This is a genomic window from Streptomyces endophyticus (assembly GCF_035798155.1).
GTDB lineage: Bacteria > Actinomycetota > Actinomycetes > Streptomycetales > Streptomycetaceae > Streptomyces > Streptomyces endophyticus.
Map to the genome: position 1 here is coordinate 89,222 of NZ_JAOZYC010000046.1, position 21,651 is coordinate 110,872.

At 69.8% G+C, this 21,651-nt stretch carries 18 protein-coding genes; 8 read left to right on the top strand and 10 right to left on the bottom strand.

Annotated elements, in window-relative coordinates:
- Positions 1-125 precede the first annotated feature (125 nt).
- The 3 genes from OKJ99_RS07560 to OKJ99_RS07570 all read left to right on the top strand — a co-directional run bounded on the left by OKJ99_RS07560 (position 126) and on the right by OKJ99_RS07570 (position 4,531).
- Positions 126-704, top strand: a complete 579-nt coding sequence (locus OKJ99_RS07560; protein ID WP_326015022.1) for a hypothetical protein — start codon at positions 126-128, stop codon at positions 702-704.
- 70 nt (positions 705-774) lie between these two features.
- Complete coding sequence (recD2, locus tag OKJ99_RS07565; RefSeq protein ID WP_326015024.1) at positions 775-3,036, top strand: SF1B family DNA helicase RecD2; 2,262 nt, start codon at positions 775-777, stop codon at positions 3,034-3,036.
- Between the two features lie 184 nt (positions 3,037-3,220).
- Complete coding sequence (locus OKJ99_RS07570; protein ID WP_326015025.1) at positions 3,221-4,531, top strand: citrate synthase; 1,311 nt, start codon at positions 3,221-3,223, stop codon at positions 4,529-4,531.
- Positions 4,532-5,149: 618 nt separating this feature from the next.
- On the opposite strand, the gene OKJ99_RS07575 is transcribed toward OKJ99_RS07570, so the two are convergent.
- The 4 genes from OKJ99_RS07575 to OKJ99_RS07590 all read right to left on the bottom strand — a co-directional run bounded on the left by OKJ99_RS07575 (position 5,150) and on the right by OKJ99_RS07590 (position 7,927).
- Positions 5,150-5,452: a heavy-metal-associated domain-containing protein gene (locus tag OKJ99_RS07575; protein WP_326015026.1), complete on the bottom strand. Its 303-nt coding sequence runs from the start codon at positions 5,450-5,452 to the stop codon at positions 5,150-5,152.
- 53 nt (positions 5,453-5,505) lie between these two features.
- The gene (locus OKJ99_RS07580) at positions 5,506-6,453 is read right to left on the bottom strand and encodes a PrsW family intramembrane metalloprotease (RefSeq protein WP_326015028.1); all 948 of its coding nucleotides are present in this window, start codon (positions 6,451-6,453) and stop codon (positions 5,506-5,508) included.
- Between the two features lie 127 nt (positions 6,454-6,580).
- Complete coding sequence (locus OKJ99_RS07585) at positions 6,581-6,778, bottom strand: helix-turn-helix transcriptional regulator (RefSeq protein WP_326015029.1); 198 nt, start codon at positions 6,776-6,778, stop codon at positions 6,581-6,583.
- 237 nt (positions 6,779-7,015) lie between these two features.
- Entirely contained in the window at positions 7,016-7,927 is a 912-nt protein-coding gene (locus OKJ99_RS07590) for a sugar phosphate isomerase/epimerase family protein (protein WP_326015030.1), read from the bottom strand.
- Between the two features lie 145 nt (positions 7,928-8,072).
- Between OKJ99_RS07590 and OKJ99_RS07595 the strand changes: the two genes are divergently transcribed.
- The 5 genes from OKJ99_RS07595 (at position 8,073) to OKJ99_RS07615 (ending at position 14,967) form a co-directional block, all read left to right on the top strand.
- Positions 8,073-8,999 (top strand): Cgl0159 family (beta/alpha)8-fold protein, encoded by a 927-nt coding sequence (locus OKJ99_RS07595; protein ID WP_456115181.1) that lies wholly within the window; start codon positions 8,073-8,075, stop codon positions 8,997-8,999.
- A gap of 15 nt (positions 9,000-9,014) precedes the next feature.
- Positions 9,015-9,821, top strand: coding sequence for a 5-deoxy-glucuronate isomerase (gene iolB / locus OKJ99_RS07600; protein ID WP_326015032.1), 807 nt, complete (start codon positions 9,015-9,017; stop codon positions 9,819-9,821).
- Positions 9,818-11,698, top strand: coding sequence for a 3D-(3,5/4)-trihydroxycyclohexane-1,2-dione acylhydrolase (decyclizing) (gene iolD, locus OKJ99_RS07605; protein WP_326015033.1), 1,881 nt, complete (start codon positions 9,818-9,820; stop codon positions 11,696-11,698). The genes iolB and iolD overlap by 4 nt, the downstream gene beginning before the upstream one ends.
- A gap of 31 nt (positions 11,699-11,729) precedes the next feature.
- A complete protein-coding gene (locus tag OKJ99_RS07610; protein WP_326015034.1) occupies positions 11,730-13,238 on the top strand; it encodes a CoA-acylating methylmalonate-semialdehyde dehydrogenase in 1,509 nt (502 codons plus the stop codon).
- 322 nt (positions 13,239-13,560) lie between these two features.
- Positions 13,561-14,967: an APC family permease gene (locus OKJ99_RS07615; RefSeq protein WP_326015036.1), complete on the top strand. Its 1,407-nt coding sequence runs from the start codon at positions 13,561-13,563 to the stop codon at positions 14,965-14,967.
- Between the two features lie 120 nt (positions 14,968-15,087).
- On the opposite strand, the gene OKJ99_RS07620 is transcribed toward OKJ99_RS07615, so the two are convergent.
- Genes OKJ99_RS07620 through OKJ99_RS07645 form a run of 6 tightly spaced genes read right to left on the bottom strand, consistent with a single transcriptional unit; the run spans position 15,088 to position 21,293 of the window.
- Positions 15,088-16,407 (bottom strand): Gfo/Idh/MocA family oxidoreductase, encoded by a 1,320-nt coding sequence (locus tag OKJ99_RS07620; protein ID WP_326015038.1) that lies wholly within the window; start codon positions 16,405-16,407, stop codon positions 15,088-15,090.
- Between the two features lie 5 nt (positions 16,408-16,412).
- A complete protein-coding gene (locus OKJ99_RS07625) occupies positions 16,413-17,432 on the bottom strand; it encodes a LacI family DNA-binding transcriptional regulator (RefSeq protein WP_326015040.1) in 1,020 nt (339 codons plus the stop codon).
- A gap of 11 nt (positions 17,433-17,443) precedes the next feature.
- A complete protein-coding gene (locus OKJ99_RS07630; RefSeq protein WP_326015041.1) occupies positions 17,444-18,109 on the bottom strand; it encodes a hypothetical protein in 666 nt (221 codons plus the stop codon).
- A gap of 5 nt (positions 18,110-18,114) precedes the next feature.
- Positions 18,115-18,975, bottom strand: a complete 861-nt coding sequence (locus OKJ99_RS07635; RefSeq protein WP_326015042.1) for a carbohydrate ABC transporter permease — start codon at positions 18,973-18,975, stop codon at positions 18,115-18,117.
- Positions 18,976-18,977: 2 nt separating this feature from the next.
- The gene (locus OKJ99_RS07640; protein WP_326015043.1) at positions 18,978-19,952 is read right to left on the bottom strand and encodes a carbohydrate ABC transporter permease; all 975 of its coding nucleotides are present in this window, start codon (positions 19,950-19,952) and stop codon (positions 18,978-18,980) included.
- Positions 19,953-19,994: 42 nt separating this feature from the next.
- Complete coding sequence (locus OKJ99_RS07645; protein WP_326015044.1) at positions 19,995-21,293, bottom strand: ABC transporter substrate-binding protein; 1,299 nt, start codon at positions 21,291-21,293, stop codon at positions 19,995-19,997.
- Between the last annotated feature and the right edge of the window lie 358 nt (positions 21,294-21,651).

Consider the following 21,651-nt stretch of genomic DNA (forward strand, 5'->3'; position numbering starts at 1 on the left):
AGGCGCGGGGTCCGGGGCGGAGCCCCGAGGCCGCAACCCCGTCGCGAGCCGAACAGGATTGTCGGTGCCGCATGCGATGGTGGACAACCGAAACGACGACGGATGACGGAGACGGAGCCCAGGACGTGAACCACGCGCAGCTCACCGCACTAGGCCGCGCCCTCCGCGTGCTCGGCGAGCACGGCGAGAAGCTCACCGGCGACACCCCGGACGACGTGCTGCACGAGGTCCGCGGCGACCTGACCCGCGCCCTCGTCCAGCTCGACGACGCGGTGTCCGGCGAGAAGCCCACGACCCGCTGCAAGGAGCACCCCTACGGCCCGGTCGAGGAATCCGCACCGGACCTGTGCCTGTTCTGCGAGACCCGCCGCCGCAAGGCCCGCCGCTCCCAGATCTCGGGCGACCCCGGCCCGGCGAACCGCCCCACCGACGGGCGCCCGGTGCTCTCCCGCTACGGCACCCGCGAGGACCGCCCCCAGCCCCAGCAGCGCTGGATCCCGGAGATGTGGAACGGGCAGGTGTGGCAGCTCTGCGGCACCCCGCGCCACGACCGCCGCGAGGCGGACCTCTACCTGGCGGCCCAGCGCCGCCGCTCGGACGCGGCGATGGCGTACCGCCTGGTCCACGAGTTCACGGACTACGAGGTGGTCCGGGTGTGGGGCACGCCGGTGCGGGTGGATCCGGAGCCGATGGGCGGGGTCTGAGACCGGCCGTTCCGGGTCGGGCCCTGGCGGCCCCTCCCGCATTGTCGGACCCTCCCGCTACCGTCGGATCATGGCGAAGCAGGAGGCGGCTGCCGGAGCGCGGCAGATGGCGCGGCTCGAGGGGGTTCTCGAGCGGATCACGTACGCCAACGAGGAGACGGGGTACACGGTCGGCCGGGTCGACACCGGCAGAGGCGCAGGCGATCTGCTGACCGTCGTCGGCTCGCTGCTCGGGGCGCAGGTGGGGGAGTCGCTGCGGATGGAGGGCCGTTGGGGCTCCCACCCGCAGTACGGCAAGCAGTTCACCGTCGAGAACTACACGACCATCCTCCCGGCCACGATCCAGGGCATCCGCCGCTACCTCGGGTCCGGCCTGGTCAAGGGCATCGGACCGGTCTTCGCCGACCGCATCACGCAGCACTTCGGGCTCGACACCCTCGACATCATCGAGCAGGAGCCGAAGCGGCTGATCGAGGTGCCGGGGCTCGGCCCCAAGCGGACGAAGAAGATCGCCGACGCGTGGGAGGAACAGAAGGCCATCAAGGAGGTCATGGTCTTCCTCCAATCGGTCGACGTCTCGACCTCCATCGCCGTCCGCATCTTCAAGAAGTTCGGCGACGCGTCGATCTCCGTCGTGAAGAACCAGCCGTACCGCCTCGCCTCCGACGTCTGGGGCATCGGCTTCCTCACCGCCGACCGCATCGCCCAGTCCGTGGGCATCCCGCACGACAGCCCGGAGCGGGTCAAGGCCGGTCTCCAGTACGCCCTTTCGCAATCCACCGACCAGGGGCACTGCTTCCTGCCCGAGGAGCGGCTCATCGCCGACGCCGTGAAGCTGCTCCAGGTCGACACCGGGCTCGTCATCGAGTGCCTCGCCGAACTGGCCCTGCCCGACGAGGATTCCGGCGAGCCCGGCGTGGTACGCGAGACGGTGCCGGGCGAGGACGGGCAGCCGGTCACCGCGATCTACCTGGTCCCCTTCCACCGGGCCGAACTCGCCCTCTCCGCCCAGCTGCTCAGACTGCTGCGCACGAAGGACGACCGGATGCCCGCCTTCCAGGACGTCGCGTGGGACAAGGCGCTCGCCTGGCTCGCCGACCGCACGGGGGCGCAGCTCGCGCCCGAGCAGGAGGAGGCGGTCAAGCTCGCGCTCAGCAAGAAGGTGGCCGTGCTCACCGGCGGCCCCGGCTGCGGAAAGTCGTTCACCGTGCGGTCCGTCGTGGAGCTGGCCCGTGCCAAGCGCGCGAAGGTCGTGCTCGCCGCGCCCACGGGCCGCGCCGCCAAGCGGCTCGCCGAGCTGACCGGAGCCGAGGCCTCCACCGTGCACCGCCTCCTGGAGCTGAAGCCGGGCGGGGACGCCGCGTACGACAAGGAGCGGCCGCTCGACGCCGACCTCGTGGTGGTCGACGAGGCCTCCATGCTGGACCTGCTGCTCGCCAACAAGCTGGCGAAGGCGGTGCCGCCCGGGGCGCATCTGCTGTTCGTCGGTGACGTGGACCAGCTGCCGAGCGTCGGGGCGGGGGAGGTGCTGCGCGACATGCTGGCCGAGGAGAGCCCCGTGCCCGCGGTCCGGCTGACGAGGATCTTCCGGCAGGCCCAGGAGTCCGGCGTCGTCACGAACGCCCACCGCATCAACTCCGGGACGCAGCCCATCACTTCGGGCCTCAAGGACTTCTTCCTGTTCGTGGAGGACGACACCGAAGAGGCCGGCCGGCTCACCGTCGACGTGGCGGCGCGCCGGATCCCCGCCACGTTCGGCCTCGACCCGCGGCGCGACGTCCAGGTGCTGGCGCCGATGCACCGCGGTCCCGCCGGAGCGGGCAATCTCAACGGGCTGCTCCAGCAGGCCATCACCCCCGGCCGCCCGGAGCTGCCCGAGAAGCGCTTCGGCGGCCGTGTCTTCCGGGTGGGCGACAAGGTCACCCAGATCAGGAACAACTACGAGAAGGGGGTGAACGGCGTCTTCAACGGCACGGTCGGCGTCGTCACGTCCCTGGACGCCGAGGAGCAGCGACTCACCGTCCGCACCGATGAGGACGAGGAGGTCCCCTATGACTTCGACGAGCTGGACGAGTTGGCGCATGCCTACGCTGTGACCATCCACCGCTCCCAGGGCAGCGAGTACCCGTGTGTGGTGATCCCCGTCACGACGGGGGCCTGGATGATGCTCCAGCGCAACCTTCTCTACACGGCGGTCACGCGCGCCAAGAAGCTCGTCGTCCTGGTCGGTTCGCGCAGAGCGATCGGCCAGGCGGTGCGTACGATTTCGGCCGGTAGGCGGTGTACCGCCCTGAATTTCCGGCTGTCGGGCGCTCCTGCTCAAAAGATTTGATCGATCAGACGAGTCACGAAGGTCACAAGCACTTCCGGAACCAGGGCGAAGGGGGCAGGATGAGCAAGTTGACGGCACTGAGTGCCGTCAGTGAGCCCAATGGGCGACCCCGAGTGCACTCTGCTGGGCCAAGTGGGGGAAGGTAGAGACAGTCAGGGCACCTCGAAGAAGAGGCACTACGTCGGTGAGGGATGACGTGAGCGAGCAGAACGAGAAGGCTGTAGTACTCCAGTACGGCGACGACGAGTACACCTACCCGGTGATCGACAGCACCGTGGGCGACCAGGGCTTCGACATCGGGAAGCTGCGGGCCCAGACGGGCCTGGTGACCCTGGACAGCGGATACGGCAATACAGCCGCCTATAAATCCGCGATCACCTATCTCGACGGTGAGCAGGGCATCCTGCGTTACCGCGGCTATCCGATCGAGCAGCTGGCCGAGAATTCCACCTTCACCGAGGTCGCCTACCTGCTGATCAACGGTGAGCTCCCGACGGTCGACGAGCTCTCCACTTTCAAGAACGAGATCACCGGGCACACGCTCCTGCACGAGGACGTGAAGCGGTTCTTCGACGGCTTCCCGCGGGACGCCCACCCGATGGCCATGCTGTCCTCCGTGGTCTCCGCGCTGTCCACCTTCTACCAGGACAGCCACAACCCGTTCGACGAGCAGCAGCGTCACCTTTCGACGATCCGGCTCCTTGCGAAGCTGCCGACGATCGCGGCGTACGCCTACAAGAAGTCGATCGGCCACCCGTTCGTCTACCCGCGCAACGACCTCGGCTACGTCGAGAACTTCCTGCGCATGACGTTCTCCGTGCCCGCGCAGGAGTACGTGCCGGACCCGGTCGTCGTCTCGGCCCTTGAGAAGCTGCTCATCCTGCACGCGGACCACGAGCAGAACTGCTCGACGTCCACGGTGCGCCTGGTGGGCTCGTCGCAGGCCAACATGTTCGCGTCGATCTCCGCCGGTATCTCCGCGCTGTGGGGTCCGCTGCACGGTGGCGCCAACGCGTCCGTCCTGGAGATGCTCGAGGGCATCCAGGCCGCCGGCGGTGACGTCGACGAGTTCATCCGCAAGGTGAAGAACAAGGAAGACGGCGTGAAGCTCATGGGCTTCGGGCACCGCGTCTACAAGAACTTCGACCCGCGGGCAAAGATCATCAAGGCGGCGGCGCACGATGTCCTCTCGGCGCTCGGCAAGTCCGACGAGCTGCTCGACATCGCCCTGAAGCTGGAAGAGCACGCGCTGGCCGACGAGTACTTCGTCGAGCGCAAGCTCTACCCGAACGTCGACTTCTACACCGGCCTGATCTACCGGGCCATGGGCTTCCCGACCGAGATGTTCACGGTCCTCTTCGCCCTCGGCCGCCTGCCGGGCTGGATCGCCCAGTGGCACGAGATGATCAAGGAGCCGGGTTCGCGCATCGGCCGCCCGCGCCAGATCTACACGGGCGTCGTCGAGCGCGACTTCATCCCGGTCGAGCAGCGCTGAGTCTTCTTGGCCCGCTGTGGCGGTCCGGGCATATGGAGCCCCTGCGGCGATTGAGCAGCGGGGTCCGGGGCAGAGCCCCGAGTCCGTAACCCCGGCCGACCGCAACAGGTCAGGTCAACTGCGGCAAGCAGAAAGCGCCCCGCTGTCGGTCCCCCCACGGGCCGACAGTCGGGGCGCTTTCCTTTACCCGGGTCGGATTCCCCCCACGGGATCCGGCCTGGGGGTCTGTGGTGCGTCGGCCGCCGGAACACGTACCGTCGGGCGGGCCGCTCAAGCTTCCCGGCGCACGTGCCCCGGCCAACGCTGTCGGGACCGTCCCCCAAGACGGGTCCCTCCGACACCGAAACGTCCCCCAAGACGTTCCTGCATCGCCTCCTTAGACTCACGAGAGCCGCAAAGGGTTACGTCCAGATCACTGTGATCTGCGTCTCTTGCATATGTCCCGTGCGTGCGCAAGAGGTCCGATATGTGGATATCGGCCTCTGTGGGGGAGTACTGCAATTGTGCCGTGTGGATTGTGTGCAGGTCCAGAGCTTCTTGGGTCTCTCTGGGTCTCTCTAGGGCTCTCTAGGTGAATTTGCTCAGCCGTGGGCTGTTTGTCATCGCCCGGCGTGGGGCTCAGACCAGTTCGTAGCCCGCCTCGTCCACCGCGGCGCGGACCGCTTCCTCGTCGAGCGGGGTGGTGGAGACGACCGTGACCTGGCCGGTGGCGGCCGTCGCCTGGACCGAGGTGACGCCGTCGAGCTCCGAGATCTCACTGGACACCGCGCCCTCGCAGTGGCCGCACGTCATGCCCTTGACCTCGTACACGGCGGTGAAGGCGCCCTCGGGCGCGGCGGCGTCCGTCTGGCAGGCGCTGCCGCCGCAGCAGGAACCGGTGGACTCGGCGTCGGCCTGGGGGAGCTCGGTGTGGGCGCTCATGGCGTACTCCTTGGTGATGAGAGGCGTCTCTTGATGTGGCCGACTCTATACCCCTAGGGGGTATTCTTCCAAGAAGGATCGCGGCGGGCGAGTGAGCGCACCCAGGTGAGTGCCAGGAGCGTGATGACGGCCAGTCCGCCCACCGAGAAGAGCGTGAAGAGGTGCTGCTGGGCGTCGGTCGGCTTCGGGATGTAGCCCTGGGCGAAGAGGGTGCGGTCCAGGTTCGTGGTGGTGAGGCGGGCCACCAGCCAGAGCGCGATGCCGTGCATCGAGTCCCAGAGCGCGTGCAGGAGCGAGACGCCGAGGTACGTGCCGATCGCGGGGGCCGCGAAGCGGTAGTGGCCGTTCGGGCGGCGGAAGGAGAGGAGTACCGCTCCCGAGATCGCCGTCCACAGGCCGTGGCCGAAGGGGGCGAGCAGCCCGCGCAGGACCTCCGTCTCCAGGAGGGCCCGCAGGTCGATGCCCTTCATGGTGATCGCCGCGTTGAACGCGTAGCCCGCGCTCTCGAAGGCCGCGAAGCCGAAGCCGACCGTGGCGCCCAGGACCAGGCCCGCGCGCAGCCCGCTGATGCGCGGGTGGCGGTGCAGTACGTAGGCGAGGGCGAGCAGCTTGGCCGCCTCCTCGATCAGGCCGACGGCCACGAACATCCAGGCCGAGGGGTGTACGAGGTAGTACTCCATGACCGATGCGCCGAGGACGCCCAGGATGCCGCCCACCAGGAAGCAGCCCAGGATCAGGCTCACGCCCAGGTCGCGGCCGTGCCGCTCGTACGCCCACAGCACGAAGACCGCCGGCGTGAGGAAGCTGCCCAGCAGGATGAGCGTGGGCAGCAGTGTGGTGTTCTGCGTGGCGTATGTGACGATCGCGGTCAGGGCCCACAGGGCCAGGCCGCCCCACAGGCAGCGCTTCCACAGTCCGGGGCGGATCTGCGGCCCCGGCGGGAGCGGCTGCTGGGGAATCCGGGCCTGGGGTGCCCCGAAGGGCGGCTGGGGCTGCGTCACTGCGATCCTTCCGGCCTGCCGGTAACTTACGGTCACCTTGGGTGATTTGTCCGAAGTTTATGGCGGGGTCGGATGCGTCGCAGCGTGGGCGCCGGGCCGCGCGTCCGTACGGCCCGGCGCCCACGGTTCAGTCCTTGCGGCCCCGGTTGCTCGGGCGGGAGGCCACCCAGGCGCGGACCGTGTCCGCGTACCAGTAGGGCTTGCCCCCCTCGACGTGGTCGGGCGGGGGCAGCAGACCGTGCTTGCGGTACGAGCGGACGGTGTCGGGCTGCACGCGGATGTGCGCGGCGATGTCCTTGTACGACCAGAGCCTGCGGTCGTTCATAGGTGGCTCCTCCCTGGCGGTGCTCACGGCGGCTCGGGGGTGCCGCCCGTGATCAACTCAGCCTGTGCCCGGAGAACGAGGTGAACCGGGGTGAAGGGAGGGCCTGTGGGGCCTCTGTGACGCAGAACCCGCGTAGGCCTGACATGTGTGACGCGATGCGGGCGTTTGTGACGTGAATGATGCAAAGGGGGCGCGCTGCGGGCGCATGCTCCGGCGCGTAAGTGGATAGGCGGGGCGTCAAACCCCGCAGGAGCGCAGGTAGCGGCGCGTGCGGTCGGCGATCGGGAGCGGGCGGTCCGGCTCGCACGGGTACATGTCCTGCTCGACGATCGCGAACAGGTCGATGTCGAGCCTGCCCGCCGCGGCGAGGACCGGCTCCAACTCCGGTACGCCGCGCGGCGGCTCCACCATGACGCCCTGCGCCACGGCCGGGCCGAAAGGCGTGCCCTGTTCGTGGACCTCGGCGAGGACCGCCGGGTCCACCTGCTTCAGGTGCAGATAGCCGATCCGCTCCCCGTACGTCTCGATGAGCTTGACGCTGTCGCCGCCGCAGTACGCGTAGTGGCCGGTGTCCAGGCACAGCGACACGAGGTCGGGGTCGGTGGCGTCGAGGAGCCGCGTGACGTTCTCCTCCGTGTCGACGTGGGTGTCGGCGTGCGGATGGAAGACCAGCTTCAGGCCGTAACGGTCCCGCACCTCGCGCCCGAGACGCTCGGTCTGCGTGGCGAGATGGCCCCACTGCTCGACGGTGAGGCTCGACTCCTCCAGCACCTCGCCGGTCTTGTCGTCGCGCCAGAAGGACGGGATGACGACCAGGTGCTCCGCGCCCATCGCCCGGGTGAGTTCGGCGATCGACGAGACGTGCTCCCAGGTCTTCTCCCATACCGCCGGGCCGTGGTGCAGGCCCGTGAACACCGTGCCCGCCGATACCTTCAGGCCGCGGCGGCCCGTCTCCTCGGTGAGTACGTGCGGGTCCGACGGCAGATAGCCGTACGGGCCCAGCTCGATCCACTCGTACCCCGCCTCAGCCACCTCGTCGAGAAAGCGCTGGTACGGGACCTGCTGCGGGTCGTCGGGGAACCAGACGCCCCAGGAGTCGGGGGCCGAGCCGATGTGGATGCGCGCGGGCTGTGATGTCGGCGTCGTCATGAAAGCAGCCTCAGGCCGCTCGAAGAGGGGTGTCAAGGCGTCGTCCGAATGTCAGGACAAAGTATTGACAGGGGGCTCGGGCGGGTCTAGATCTGACGGGGCGACGGAGATTGCAGGTGTCGTACCGAAGCGGATGGAGCCGGGCTTGAGTGAGGCAGAGGGCGTTGACCTCCGGTGGCTTGCCCGCGTCCGGGCCGAGCAGCCGGAGGCTGTCGCCGAGGCCGCGGGCCGGCGGGAGCGGCGGGCACTGCTCGGCGCCGGGCGGCGACTGATGATCGTGGCCGCCGACCATCCGGCCCGTGGCGCGCTCGGCGTCGGCGAGCGGGCGTTCGCCATGGCCGACCGGGCCGATCTGCTGCGGCGCCTGTGCGTCGCGCTGGCCAGGCCGGGTGTGGACGGGGTGCTGGCCTCCGCCGATGTCGTCGAAGACCTCCTGCTGCTCGGCGTGCTGGACGGCAAGGTCGTCATCGGGTCCATGAACCGCGGCGGGCTCGCCGGGGCCTCCTTCGAGCTGGACGACCGGTTCACCGGGTACCGGGCCGAGGACCTGGAACGCTTCGGCCTCGACGCGGGGAAGCTGTTGCTGCGCCTCGACTACGACGATCCGGGCTCCGGGTCCGTCCGCACGCTGGAGGCCGCCGCCCGCGCCGTCGACGCCATGGCGGCACGCCGGCTGCCCCTGTTCGTCGAGCCGTTCCTGAGCCACCGCGACCCCGAAACCGGCCTGGTGCGCGCCGACTTGAGCCCTCGGAGCGTCATCACGTCGATCGCCGTCGCCTCGGGCCTCGGCGGCACCTCCGCGTACACCTGGCTGAAGCTCCCGGTCACCGACGACCCCGACGAGATGGCCCGGGTCATGGAGACCTCCGCCCTGCCCGCCGTGCTGCTCGGCGGCGACATCAAGGACGGCGACCAGGACGCCACGTACGAGAAGTGGCGTGCCGCGCTGCAACTACCCACTGTTCAGGGGCTCGTGGTGGGCCGCTCGCTGCTCTACCCGGCCGACGGGAATGTCGCGGCCGCCGTCGACACGGCCGTGGGCCTGCTGCGCACCACGCGCGGGGACACCTAGGAGGAGAGTAGAGGAATGACGCATCTTCCACGCGGCAGCGCCGGCGACGGGCCCTACGCCCTGTCCGTCGATCCGGGCAAGGCCGGCTGGGCCCGGGCCGGGCTGCGGATCCTCGAACTCGGGGCCGGGCGGACGCACGGCTTCGACACCGGGGAGAGCGAGTGGATCGTGCTGCCGCTCTCCGGCGGATGTTCCGTCCGCGCGGAAGGGATGAACCTCGAACTGGCGGGCAGGGGCAGCGTATTCAGTTCAGTGAGTGACTTCGCCTATGTACCGCGCGACATCAGCGTGGAGATCTCCTCCGGTGCGGGAGGCCGGTTCGCCCTGGCAGGAGCGAAATGCGGTCGACGACTCCCCGTCCGCTACGGCCCCGCGCCGGAGGTTTCCGTCGAGGACAGGGGCGGCGGCATCAGCGCCCGCCAGGTGCGCAACTTCGCCGCCGCCGACGCCTTCGGCTGTGATCAGCTCATCGCCGTCGAGGTGATCACCCCCGGCGGGAACTGGTCCTCGTACCCGCCGCACAAGCACGACGAGCACCGGCCGGGCGAGGAGGCGCTGCTCGAGGAGATCTACTACTTCGAGATCGAGGGTCCTGGCGGGTACGGGTACCAGCGCGTGTCCCCGTCCAGGCCCGGCGGCACCGACCTCCTCGCCGAGGTCCGCTCCGGCGACACCGTGCTCGTGCCCGACGGCTGGCACGGTCCTTCGATCGCCCAGCCGGGCCACGCCATGTACTACCTGAACGTCATGGCGGGACCGGGGGACGAGCGGGAGTGGAGGATCCGCTTCCACCCCGATCACGCCACGGAGGGATACCGATGACCCGAACGGTACGGCTCACCGTCGCCCAGGCCCTCGTCCGCTTCCTCGCGAGTCAGTACACGGAGCGCGACGACGTCCGGCGGCGGCTGATCGGCGCGACCTGGGGCATCTTCGGCCACGGCAACGTGGCCGGGCTCGGGCAGGCGCTCCTGCAGTACGGCGACGACATGCCCTTTCACCAGGGCCGCAACGAGCAGGCGATGGTGCACGCCGCCGTTGGGTACGCGCGCCAGTGCGACCGCCTGTCCACGCACGCCGTCACCACCTCCATCGGCCCCGGCGCCACCAACCTGGTCACCGGCGCCGCCCTCGCCACCATCAACCACCTGCCCGTACTGCTCCTCCCCGGCGACGTGTTCGCGACCCGGCCCGCCGACCCGGTGCTCCAGCAGCTCGAAGTCCCGTACGCGGGCGACGTGTCGGTCAACGACTGCCTGCGGCCGGTCTCCAAGTACTTCGACCGGATCGAGCGGCCCGAGCGGCTCGTCCCGGCCGCGCTCCAGGCCATGCGTGTGCTCACCGACCCCGTCGACACCGGCGCCGTCACGCTCGCGCTGCCGCAGGACGTACAGGCGGAGGCCTTCGACTGGCCGGAGGAGTTCTTCCGCGAGCGGGTCTGGAACGTGCGCCGCCCCGCACCGGACACGCATGAACTGGCCGATGCTGTACGGGAGTTGAGGCACGCCCGCCGTCCGCTCCTCGTCGCCGGAGGCGGGGTGCACCACAGCGGCGCCGAGGGTGCCCTCAAGGAGTTCGCCGACGCCACCCGGATCCCCGTCGCCTCCACCCAGGCCGGGAAGGGCTCGCTGCTGCACGACCATCCCGCCGACGTCGGCGGCATCGGGCACACCGGGACCGCCACCGCCAACGAACTCGCCCGCACCGCCGACCTGGTGATCGGCGTCGGCACCCGGTACTCGGACTTCACGACGGCCTCCGCGACCCTCTTCGCGAACCCCGACGTCCGCTTCCTGAACCTGAACGTCGCCGCCTTCGACGCCCACAAACTGTCCGCGAAACCTCTCGTCGCCGACGCCCGCGCCGGGCTCGACGCGCTGCGCGAGGCGCTCGGCGGGACGTACCGGGCCGAGCCCGCGTACGTCGCCGAGTACACCGAGGACAAGGAGCGCTGGGAGCACCGCGTCGACGCCTGCTTCGCCGCCGAGGACGAACTCGTACGCCCCACACAGGCCCAAGTCCTCGGCGCGCTGGACGAGTTGGCGACCGGCGACGACGTCCTCATCAACGCCGCCGGCTCGCTCCCCGGCGACCTGCACAAGCTGTGGCGGGCCCGCTCCCGCGACCAGTACCACGTCGAGTACGGGTACTCCTGCATGGGCTACGAGATCCCGGCCGCGCTCGGTGTCGCGCTCGCCGCGCCCGGCCGGCCCGTGTGGGCGCTCGTCGGCGACGGCACGTATCTGATGCTGCCCACCGAGATCGTCACCGCGGTCCAGGAGAACATCCCGATCAAGGTCGTCATCCTGCAGAACCACGGGTACGCGTCGATCGGCGGCCTCTCCGCGTCCGTCGGGGCCGAGGGCTTCGCCACGCAGTACCGGTTCGCGGGGGAGCAGGGGGCGTACGCGGGCGCGCCGCTGCCCGTCGACCTCGCGGCGAACGCGGCCAGCCTCGGGATGACGGTGCACCGCGCCAAGACCGTGCGTGACCTGCGCGAAGCGCTCGCAGTCGCGCGTGACGCCACCCGCCCCACATGTGTCTACGTGGAGACCGAAACGTCAGACACAGTGTCGGGCCCGCCTCCCGCGCAGGCGTGGTGGGATGTTCCTGTGGCCGAGACGGCGGAGCGCAGCGCCGCGGTCAAGGCCCGCGAGGAGTACGACCGGCACGCCGCCGGTCGACGCCGCCACCTCTGAGAAGTACGCCGCCGTCACAGGAGTTGCCCGTATGTCTGACACGAAGTTGGTCCACCACTGGATCGGCGGCAAGACCGTCGAGGGCGCGTCGGGCAATCACGGCCCGGTGACCGACCCGGCGACCGGCGCCGTCACCACGCACGTCGACTTCGCGAGCGTCGAGGAGGTGGACACGGCCGTCGCCACCGCCAAGGAGGCGTACAAGTCCTGGGGCCACTCCTCGCTCGCCAAGCGCACCGAGATCCTCTTCCGGTTCCGTGCGCTGCTCGACGCCAACCGCGACGCGATCGCCGAGCTGATCACCGCCGAGCACGGCAAGGTGCACTCCGACGCGCTCGGCGAGGTCGCCCGCGGCCTGGAGATCGTCGACCTGGCCTGCGGCATCAACGTGCAGCTGAAGGGCGAGCTGTCGACGGGCGTCGCCAGCCGTGTCGACGTGGCGTCGATCCGGCAGCCGCTGGGTGTCGTCGCGGGCATCACGCCGTTCAACTTCCCGGCCATGGTGCCGATGTGGATGTTCCCGATCGCCATCGCGACCGGCAACACCTTCGTCCTGAAGCCCTCAGAGAAGGACCCCTCGGCCGCCGTCAAGATCGCCGAGCTGCTCTCGGAGGCCGGTCTGCCCGACGGCGTCTTCAACGTCCTGCACGGGGACAAGGTCGCCGTCGACCGCCTCCTGGAGCACCCGGACGTCGCCGCCGTCTCCTTCGTGGGCTCGACGCCGATCGCCCGTCACATCCACGCCACGGCCTCCGCCAACGGCAAGCGCGTGCAGGCCCTCGGCGGCGCCAAGAACCACATGCTGGTGCTGCCCGACGCCGACCTGGACGCGGCCGCCGACGCCGCCGTGTCCGCCGCGTACGGCTCGGCCGGTGAGCGCTGCATGGCGATCTCCGCCGTCGTCGCCGTCGGCTCGATCGGCGACGAGCTCGTCGCGAAGATCAAGGAGCGCGCCGAGAAGATCAAGATCGGTCCCGGCAACGACCCGACGTCCGAGATGGGCCCGCTCATCACGGCCGCCCACCGCGACAAGGTCGCCTCGTACGTGAAGGGCGCGGCGGCCGAGGGCTGCGAGGTCGTCCTCGACGGCAGCGACCACACGGTGCCCGGTTTCGAGAACGGCCACTGGGTGGGCCTCTCCCTCCTCGACAACGTCCCCACGACCGCCAAGGCGTACCAGGACGAGATCTTCGGCCCGGTCCTGTGCGTGCTGCGCACGGAGACGTACGACGAGGGCGTCGCCCTCATGAACGCCTCCCCGTTCGGCAACGGCACCGCGATCTTCACCCGGGACGGCGGCGCCGCCCGCCGCTTCCAGCTGGAGATCGAGGCCGGCATGGTCGGCGTGAACGTCCCGATCCCGGTGCCGGTGGGCTACCACTCCTTCGGTGGCTGGAAGGACAGCCTTTTCGGCGACCACCACATCTACGGCAACGACGGCACGCACTTCTACACCCGCGGCAAGGTCGTCACGACCCGCTGGCCGGACCCGGCCGACGCCCCCTCGGGCGTGGACCTGGGCTTCCCCAGCAACCACTGAAGCAACCGCTGAGGGCCCTGCCCGGACCCCGCGCCGTCCGGAGTACGGACAGTTCGCCGTGAACTTCCGCGCTCCGGCTGCGGTTCCCGTACGTAGGGGATGAACCGGGCGACGTAAGTCGACTCCCGTGAAAACCTTGGATACCAAGGTCATTCACGGGAGTCACTGCGTCTATCCTGGGCAACTTTGCGAACACCTGAAGAATCGCGTGCAGTTGGCGGAAGCGGTGGTGCGGATTCCGCAGGCGAACAGGCGTTGACGTTCGGATATCGGCGAGGTTGCATGACGCAGCCCTGTCGCACTCGTCGATCGGAACCGCTTCATGACCGACACGCTTCGCTCAGCCGCCGCCCCATCGGCCGAGGCCCTGCCGGATCCGGCATCCGAAGATTCTCCCCAGAAGCTCAAGCGTTCCATCGGCGTCGTCGGAGGCACCCTGCTCACGCTGTCCTGCGTGACGCCCGCCTCCTCGCTCTTCGTCGTCGTCCCCGACCTGTTCGGCAGCCTCGGCACCGCCACCGCGCTCACCATCGGCGTCGGCTCACTGATCTGTATCGGCGTGGCCTTCCTCTACTCGGAGCTGGGCACCCTCATCCCCAGCGCGGGCGGCGAGTACGCCATGGTCTCGACGCTGGCCGGGCGCCTCGCGGGTTGGCTGGTCTTCGTCCTGTCCCTGCTGGTCGTGTTCATCGTGCCGCCGGTGATCGCGATGGGCACGGCCGACTACCTGGAACCGGTGATCCACCTCGACCCGGCGATCGCGGGCGCGGGCGTGATGCTGCTGTCCACCCTCGCGGGCCTGCTCGACCTGCGCGCCAACGCGTGGATCACGGGCATCTTCCTCGTCCTGGAGGTCATCGCGGCGGCCCTCGTCGCGGTCCTCGGCTTCGCGCACGCCGAGCGCGGCATCGGCTCGCTCGGCTCGATGCAGGTCGCGGGCGGGAACGGCCACACGGACGCGGTGACGGGCATGCTCGTCGTCTCGGGCCTGGCCATCGCCCTCTTCGTCACGCAGGGCTTCTCGACCGCCGTCTACCTCTCCGAGGAGCTGGAGAACCCGCGCAAGTCCGTGGCCCGCACCGTCCTCGCCACGCTCGCCATCTCCACCGTCGTCATCCTCGTCCCGGTCGTCGCGATCACGATGGGCGCGAAGGACCTGACGGCGCTCACCTCGGGCGACATCAGCACCATGGTCGTGGCCTGGTCGAACTCGGCGGTCGGCACGTTCGTCTCGCTCTGCGTCGCGCTCGCCATCATCAACGCGGGCATCGTCATGGTCATCCAGAACTCCCGCGTCCTGTTCGCCTCGGCCCGCGACAAGGCCTGGCCCGGCCCGGTCAACAACGCCCTCTCCCGCCTCGGCCGCTTCGGCTCGCCGTGGGTCGCGACCCTGGCCGTCGGCGTCCCCGGCGCGGCACTCTGCTTCGTCAACCTCGACACCTTGTACGGCGTGACGGGCGTCTCCGTCACCGGCATGTACCTGCTGGTCGCGGTGGCCGCCCTGTTCGCCCGCCGCGGCGCCCACAAGGACAGGACGGCCTGGCGGATGCCGCTGTGGCCGGGCATCCCGGTGGTCCTGATCGCGCTGATGATCTACATCCTGATCGAACAGGAGGTCACGTACCTGCTGTGGACGGGCGGCATCATGGCGGTGGCGACGCTGTACTGGGCCTTCTACCTGAGGCCGCGCCAGGAGACGCGGTGGTTGGTGTCGGTGCCGGCTGAGTAAGCCCCGGTCGGCAAATCAAGCCCCTGCAGCGATTGAGCAGCGGAGCCCCGCAGCCGTCACCACGCAATCAAGCCCCGCCGGCGATTGAGGCGCGGGGTCCGGGGCGGAGCCCCGAGTCGTTCACCACAGGTGACCGGTCTCCACCGGGAGGCCGGAAACCAACGACTCGTTCCCCGCGACGCCCACCGCGAGGGCAAGCGCACCATCCCGCGCAGTGGCCCCCTTGCCCGCCGCAGGCACCGCACCCTCGTCGCTCCCGTCACCGAGGGGACCGAAAAGCTCCTTCAACATCCGCAGATCCCCACCCCCGTGCGACCCGGCCGACCACTCGTACGGAATCTCCCGCGGCGCCTCCCACAACGGCCGCAGCAGAATCGACGTACGGCCGGGCCGGTCCATGACCACCCCGCCGTGCGAAGCCCCGTCGCCGCCCATGGTGACCTTCGGCGGCTGCCACGTGTTCTCCTCGACCTCCAGCTCCAGGCGCCCACCCGTGCCGTTGAACATCACCCGGTAGCCCTCCCATGGGGAGTACGCCGTGAGGTGGTACGTCATCGTGGCCCCGGAGTCGTAGCGGACCAGGACCGACAGGTCGTCCTCGGCGTCGATGGCGTCGCCGAAGACGTTCCGGTCGCGGACGTAGTCGGAGTCGCCTGCCGACTCCGCGTCCGTGTAAAGGGACTTGAGGTTCGGGTCGTCGGCGAGGTGGATCGCGTACGGGTCGTCGGCGGCCTCCGCGGAGCCGTGGGCGCGCACGTAGTCGCGGCGGAGGCCGGTGCGCTCGCCGTTGTCGCGGCCGTAGAAGACGAGCCCGCCCTCCGCGTACACGCGGGAAGGGGCCGCGCCCAGCCACCAGTTGACGAGGTCGAAGTGGTGTCCCGACTTGTGCACGAGCAGGCCGCCGCTGTGCTGCTTCTCGCGGTGCCAGCGCCGGAAGTAGTCGGCGCCGTGCCGGACGTCGAGCAGCCACTCGAAGTGCACGGAGCGGATCTCGCCGATCGCGCCGTCGTGGAGCAGCTGCCAGACCTTCTCGTGGGCCGGGTTGTAGCGGTAGTTGAACCCGACGGACAGCTCGCCGCCGGTGCGGTCCACCGTCTCCAGGATGGCGCGGCACTTCGCCGCGTCCGTCGTCATCGGCTTCTCCGTCACCACCCGGCAGCCCGCTTCGAGCGCCGTGTTGATGTACGTGTGGTGGGTCGCGTCGACGGTGGTGACGACGACCTCGTCGATCCGGTGGTCCCGGAGGGCGGCCCCGAAGTCGGCCGGGTCGCAGGCGGCCGCCTCCGCGCGGCCGAGCGAGCCGAGCAGCCGGTTGTGGTGGGCGATCCGGGTCGGGCTGGGGTCCGCGAGGAGGGGGATGTCGTAGTGGGGGCGGGCGGCCAGGGCCTTGGTGTACATCTGGGCGCGGTGGCCGGTACCGATGATCGCGGCACGCTTCATGGCGGTCAGGATTCCTTTCGGGGGGCTGGGCCTGTGGAGCGGCGGACTATCAACTCGCTGTCCAGGAGGAGCTCTTCGGGTACGCGGCTCGGGTCGTCGAGGCGGCGCAGCATCAGGTCGACGGCGCGTTCGCCGAGCGCGTCGAGCGGGATGCGGACCGAGGTGAGGGCGGGGGTGGCCGTGGTGGCGAGGAGGGTGTCGTCGGCGCCGACCACGCTCACGTCGTCCGGCACGCGGACCCCTCGCTCGGCGAGGCGGGACAGCACGCCGAGCGCCATCAGGTCGTTGTGGGCGACGATCGCGGTGGCGCCCGCCGCGAGGGCCAGGTCGGCGACCTGTGCGCCGGTGTGGAACTTGGGCTCGTGCGGGCCGAACTCGGTGACTTTCAGCTCAAGTTGCTCGGCGGCGTACCGGACCGCGTGGCCGCGCTGCTCGCTCGACCAGGAGTTGCGGGCCCCCAGGATCAGGGCGAGGTGGCGGTGGCCGAGCGCGTGCAGATGTGCCACCGCCTGGCGCAGTCCGTCCTCGCTGGGCGCGACGACGGACGGCACGCCGGACACGCTCCGATTCACGGCGACGCTCGGCACCTGCCGGACGACCTCGCCGAGCCGGGCGCCGTCCATCCTCGGGGCGACGAGCAGCAGCCCGTCCACCTGGCGGGCGAGCGTGAGCGCCAACTCGTACTCGTCGTCCGGGTGTTCGTCGGTGTCCGCGAGGAACACGGCGTAGTCCTTGCGGCGGGCGCGGGCCTGCACGGCCTTCACGATCACCGCGAAGAACGGATTGGCGATGTCGGGCACGATGAGCCCGAGCGTCCGGGTCCGCCCCTCGGCGAGCGACCGTGCGATCCGGCTGGGCCGGTACCCGAGCCGTTCCGCTGCCGCGAGGACCCGGGCCCTCGTCTCGGGCCGCACCTGATGCGGGGAGGCGAAGCACCGGCTGACGGTGGAGGGCGAGACACCGGCAGCCTCGGCGACGTCCTCAGCACCGGGGGCTGCGCCGCTCGACCGGTCGTTACTACGCATGACGTGTCCCCTCACGTGGTCGTTTTCGCGGGTGCGGCGTGGGTGGGCGGGTTTGCGTCGGCGGGTGTCGTCGCGTTGTGGTTTGCGCAGTTCCCCGCGCCCCTGAAGGCGGTACGGCGGTCGACCGCCACCGCCGCCAACGCCAGCACACCCATCACCAGCGGCGCCAGGATCGTCAACTGCCAGACGCACACGGCCGATACGAACACCGCACCCGCCAACATCGCCGTCCCCGACGCGTCACGGGTGGGCCGCACCCAGCGGGACGTCGCGGCCCAGCCGGACGCCATCCGCACCTGGTACACGACCACCGCCCCCGCCGCCCCGGCGATCACCACCGCCAGCACCCCGAAGAGCGGAACGTCACCCGCGGCGGCGGCCAGGCGCAGGTCCGCGCCCAGGAAACCGAGGACCGCGAGGCCCCCCGCCCCCACCGCCGCCCCGCCGGGAAGCGCCGCCCGCCAGTCCGCGAGGAACCTGCGCGCCGTACCCGGTGAAGGGCCGTCCGGCACACACCGACGTACCGCCGCGCATCCCGCCGCCATCGCCGCCGGCCACGTGACCAGCAGCAAGGACCCCGCCGCGACCAGCACCCCGATCCACAGCACCTCCGCGAAGAGCGTGAAGCGTTCGCCGTAGGGGGTGTCGCGCCGCGCCACCGTACGCGTGTCGCTCATGCCGCTCATCCCTTCACCCCGGAGGTCGCGGCCCCCTCGATCAGCAGCCGCTGGAAGGCGATGAAGAACGCGATCACTGGGAGCAGCGAGAGGACCGACATGCCGAGCATCGCCCCGTAGTCCTGACTGCTCGTCGAGTCGACGAACAGCCGCAACGCCACCGGCAGCGGGTACTTCTCCGGCGACTGGAGGTACACGAGCGGGGCGAAGAAGTCGTTCCAGGACCAGATGAAGGTGAAGATCGCCGTGGTGATGAGGGCGGGCCGCAGCAGCGGAAGCACGATGTGGCCGAAGATCCGGAAGTGCCCACAGCCGTCGATCAGCGCCGCCTCGTCCAGGCTGCGCGGCAGGTTACGTACGAACTGCACCATCAGGAACACGAAGAACGCGTCCGTGGCGAGGAACTTGCCGAGCAGCAGCGGCACATAGGTGTCGACGAGTCCGACCTGCTGGAACATCGTGTACTGCGGGATGAGCAGCAGGTGCGTCGGCAGCAGGATCGTGCCGATCATCACCGCGAACATCGGGCCGCGCCCCCGAAAGCGCAGGCGCGCGAAGGCGTAGGCGGCGATCGAGCACGACAGCACGTTCCCGATCACCGAACCGATCGCCAGGATCAGGGAGTTGGAGAAGAAGCGCCAGGCCGGTACCTCGGCGATGCCGTCCAGGGCCGTACTGAACCCGCCCCACGTGACCGATGTGGGCAGCAGGTTGACGGTGGAGAGGATCTCGTCGGCGGGCTTCACGGACGCCGTGAACACCCAGATCACCGGGTAGAGGAGGACCAGGAGCAGGGCGATCGCGCCCACGTGCCACAGGGTCGATCGCGTGCTGGTCGTGCTGGTCGTGGTGGTAGTCGAGGCCATCGTCACTTCTCCTCGCCCGCGTAGTGGACCCAGCGGCCCGAAGTCTTGAAGAGCAGCGCGGTGATCACGCCGACGACCAGCAGCAGCACCCAGGTGAGGGCGGCCGCGTAGCCCATCCGGAAGTCGTTGAAGCCGAGTTCGAACAGGTACATCGAGTAGACGTGGGTGGAGCCCGCGGGTCCGCCGGTGCCGTTGGAGAGCACGAACGCCGAGTTGAACATCTGGAAGGCGTGCACCATCTCCAGGACCAGGTTGAAGAAGATCACTGGGGACAGCATGGGGACCGTCACGGAGACGAAGCGGCGCCAGGGGCCCGCCCCGTCGATCTCCGCCGCCTCGTACAGGTCGCGGGGGATCTGTTGGAGCGCCGCCAGGAAGATCACCATCGGGGCGCCGAACTGCCAGACCGACAGCGCGACCAGGGACATCAGCGACCAGTCGGGGTTGGAGATCCAGCCGCCCGTGTGGATCCCGAAGACGCCGAGGAACTGGTCGACGACGCTGCCGGTGGAGAACAGCAGCCGCCACACGATGGCCGCGCCGACGCTCGCGCCGATCAGGGACGGCATGTAGAAGGCGGCCCGGTAGAAGTTGCGGCCCTTGCGGCGGGTGTGGAGCAGGAGGGCCACACCGAGCGCCGCGATCAGTTTCAGGGGCGTCGCCACGACTACGTAGAGGAGCGTCACGCCGACCGTGTCGCGTACTTCGGGGTCGTCGAAGAGGATCCGCTGGTAGTTGTCGAGGCCGATCCAGCGGGGCGCGTCGAGCAGGTTGTAGTCCGTGAACGACATGTAGAGCGAGAAGAGCATCGGCCCGAGCGTCAGCACGGCCGCGCCGATCATCCACGGGGTGAGGAAGACGTACGCGGAGCGGTCGTTGCGGTCGTTGGCGCCCCGGTTGCGCTTCCCCCGAGGGGGCGAGGGGGAGTCGCCGCTGCGTGCGCGGGGTATCGCGGCGTCGGTCGTCGTAGAGGCCATGAGGACTCCGTACATGGGTGAGAGGAAGGGGTGCCGGAGCCGTCAGGCGAGGACGACCTTCGCCTGGTCGAAGTAGAGCTCGACTGCCTGGTCGACCGAGATCCGGCCGTAGAAGAGCTTCTCTGCGGTGCGCTGCAGATAGACGTTGAGCGAGGCGCCGCCGTCGGCGGGCGGCGGCGGGGTCGGCGCGATCGTCGCCGCGACCTCCTTCTCGTAGCGCTGCACCTGGCGCACCGCAGGATCACTCGCCACGGAAGTGCTCTGCTGGCTGGTGGTCGGCGGCATACCCAGGTTGGTGCCGACGATCTTCGACACCCGCGGGTCGTTGATCATGAAGTTGATGAACTGTGCGGCCTCGCTGAGGTACGGCGTCTTCGCGGCGGCGCTGATCAGCATGCTCGGCTTGGCGTAGATGCCCGGGCGGCCGGTGTCGGTGGGGACGGTGCCCAGGGTGAGCTTGCTGCCGCGCAGCGTGCCGCGGCCGCCGACCTGGTTGTCCCACTGCAGTTCGGCGGCGGCGCGGTAGGTGCTGATGGGGTAGCCGGGCAGCGACTCCAGGACGGCGTCCGGGCCCGCGAGTGCGCCCTCTTTGCGCCAGGTGTCGGCCTTGGTGAGAAAGTGGCGCAAGTCGTCGTGACCGAAGCCGAGTTCGCCCTTCTCCGTCCACATCCGCAGGCCCTGTTGGCGCAGCCAGACCTCCAGGCCCAGATAGTTCTGGCCGAGGTTGTCCATCCCGAACTGCCGGTGCTTGTAGTGCCGGGTCACGGCCTGGCACTGCTCCATGTACGTGTCCCAGCCCATCCGCGAACTCGGCGGCCTGGCCCCGGCCTTGGCGTACGCGGCGGCGTCGTACTGCACAGAGACGGCGTTCTGTGCCAGCGGCAGGGCGACCCTCTGGTCCTCCAGCAGACCCGCCGTGCGCATCGAGGGGATGAGGGTGGAGGCGTCGATCTCCTTGCCGGACCCGGACCCGGACCCGGAGTGATCGCCGAGGTCGGCGAGGACACCGTGTTCACCGAGTGTGCGGATCCAGGCGTAGTCGACGTGCATGACGTCGGGCGGGTTGCCGGCCGCCGACGTGCTCAGCTTCTGCCAGAACGCGTCGAAGGCGGCGAAGCTCGACTTCACTATGATCTTCGGATGGTCGCGCTCGAAGACGGCTATGCATTTGTTGATCAGCTCGGCCCGGATGGCATCGCCCCAGAAGAAGTAGCGCAGCGTCACGGTGCCGCCGGCGCCGACGGAGCGCGCGGGCCCGCCGCAGGCGGTCAGCGCGGCACCGAGGCCGGAGGCGAGCAGGGCGGACAGGGTGGTGCGACGGGAGGGGGCGGCACTGCCCATAGGGGGCCTCCACGAGCGGCTCGGTGGTGGGCGCTGTCGAGGAGGGACGTTTGCATGCGCTCGCAGACCGGTCAATGGGTTGCGCAGGGATTTCCGGAGGCGACTATTCCCGCCAACTCCTGTGGCTGCGCACCCTCTTGACGGTTACTGCGAGCGCTTGCAGGATGTTGCCGCACCGGGGGCGCCTTGCCCAGGCGGCGGGTGAGCAAATCAAGCCCCTGCGGCGATTGAGCAGCGGGGTCCGGGGCGGAGCCCCGTGGCGTGGGGGCGGACCAGTGCGACGGGCGGCGTACCACGCCCGCGGTACGGCCGGAGGCGACCGTACGCCGCTGGGAGGTCGGAGGGCTCCGACCACCGG

Bases quoted from the DNA above. Each gene is read 5' to 3' on its own strand.
- OKJ99_RS07630 (WP_326015041.1), bottom strand. From the start codon at position 18,109: ATGAGCGACACGCGTACGGTGGCGCGGCGCGACACCCCCTACGGCGAA.
- OKJ99_RS07615 (WP_326015036.1), top strand. From the start codon at position 13,561: ATGACCGACACGCTTCGCTCAGCCGCCGCCCCATCGGCCGAGGCCCTG.
- OKJ99_RS07640 (WP_326015043.1), bottom strand. From the start codon at position 19,952: ATGGCCTCTACGACGACCGACGCCGCGATACCCCGCGCACGCAGCGGC.
- OKJ99_RS07645 (WP_326015044.1), bottom strand. From the start codon at position 21,293: ATGGGCAGTGCCGCCCCCTCCCGTCGCACCACCCTGTCCGCCCTGCTC.
- iolD (WP_326015033.1), top strand. From the start codon at position 9,818: ATGACCCGAACGGTACGGCTCACCGTCGCCCAGGCCCTCGTCCGCTTC.
- OKJ99_RS07590 (WP_326015030.1), bottom strand. From the start codon at position 7,927: ATGACGACGCCGACATCACAGCCCGCGCGCATCCACATCGGCTCGGCC.
- iolB (WP_326015032.1), top strand. From the start codon at position 9,015: ATGACGCATCTTCCACGCGGCAGCGCCGGCGACGGGCCCTACGCCCTG.
- OKJ99_RS07575 (WP_326015026.1), bottom strand. From the start codon at position 5,452: ATGAGCGCCCACACCGAGCTCCCCCAGGCCGACGCCGAGTCCACCGGT.
- OKJ99_RS07585 (WP_326015029.1), bottom strand. From the start codon at position 6,778: ATGAACGACCGCAGGCTCTGGTCGTACAAGGACATCGCCGCGCACATC.
- OKJ99_RS07610 (WP_326015034.1), top strand. From the start codon at position 11,730: ATGTCTGACACGAAGTTGGTCCACCACTGGATCGGCGGCAAGACCGTC.
- OKJ99_RS07625 (WP_326015040.1), bottom strand. From the start codon at position 17,432: ATGCGTAGTAACGACCGGTCGAGCGGCGCAGCCCCCGGTGCTGAGGAC.
- OKJ99_RS07620 (WP_326015038.1), bottom strand. From the start codon at position 16,407: ATGAAGCGTGCCGCGATCATCGGTACCGGCCACCGCGCCCAGATGTAC.
- recD2 (WP_326015024.1), top strand. From the start codon at position 775: ATGGCGAAGCAGGAGGCGGCTGCCGGAGCGCGGCAGATGGCGCGGCTC.
- OKJ99_RS07635 (WP_326015042.1), bottom strand. From the start codon at position 18,975: ATGGCCTCGACTACCACCACGACCAGCACGACCAGCACGCGATCGACC.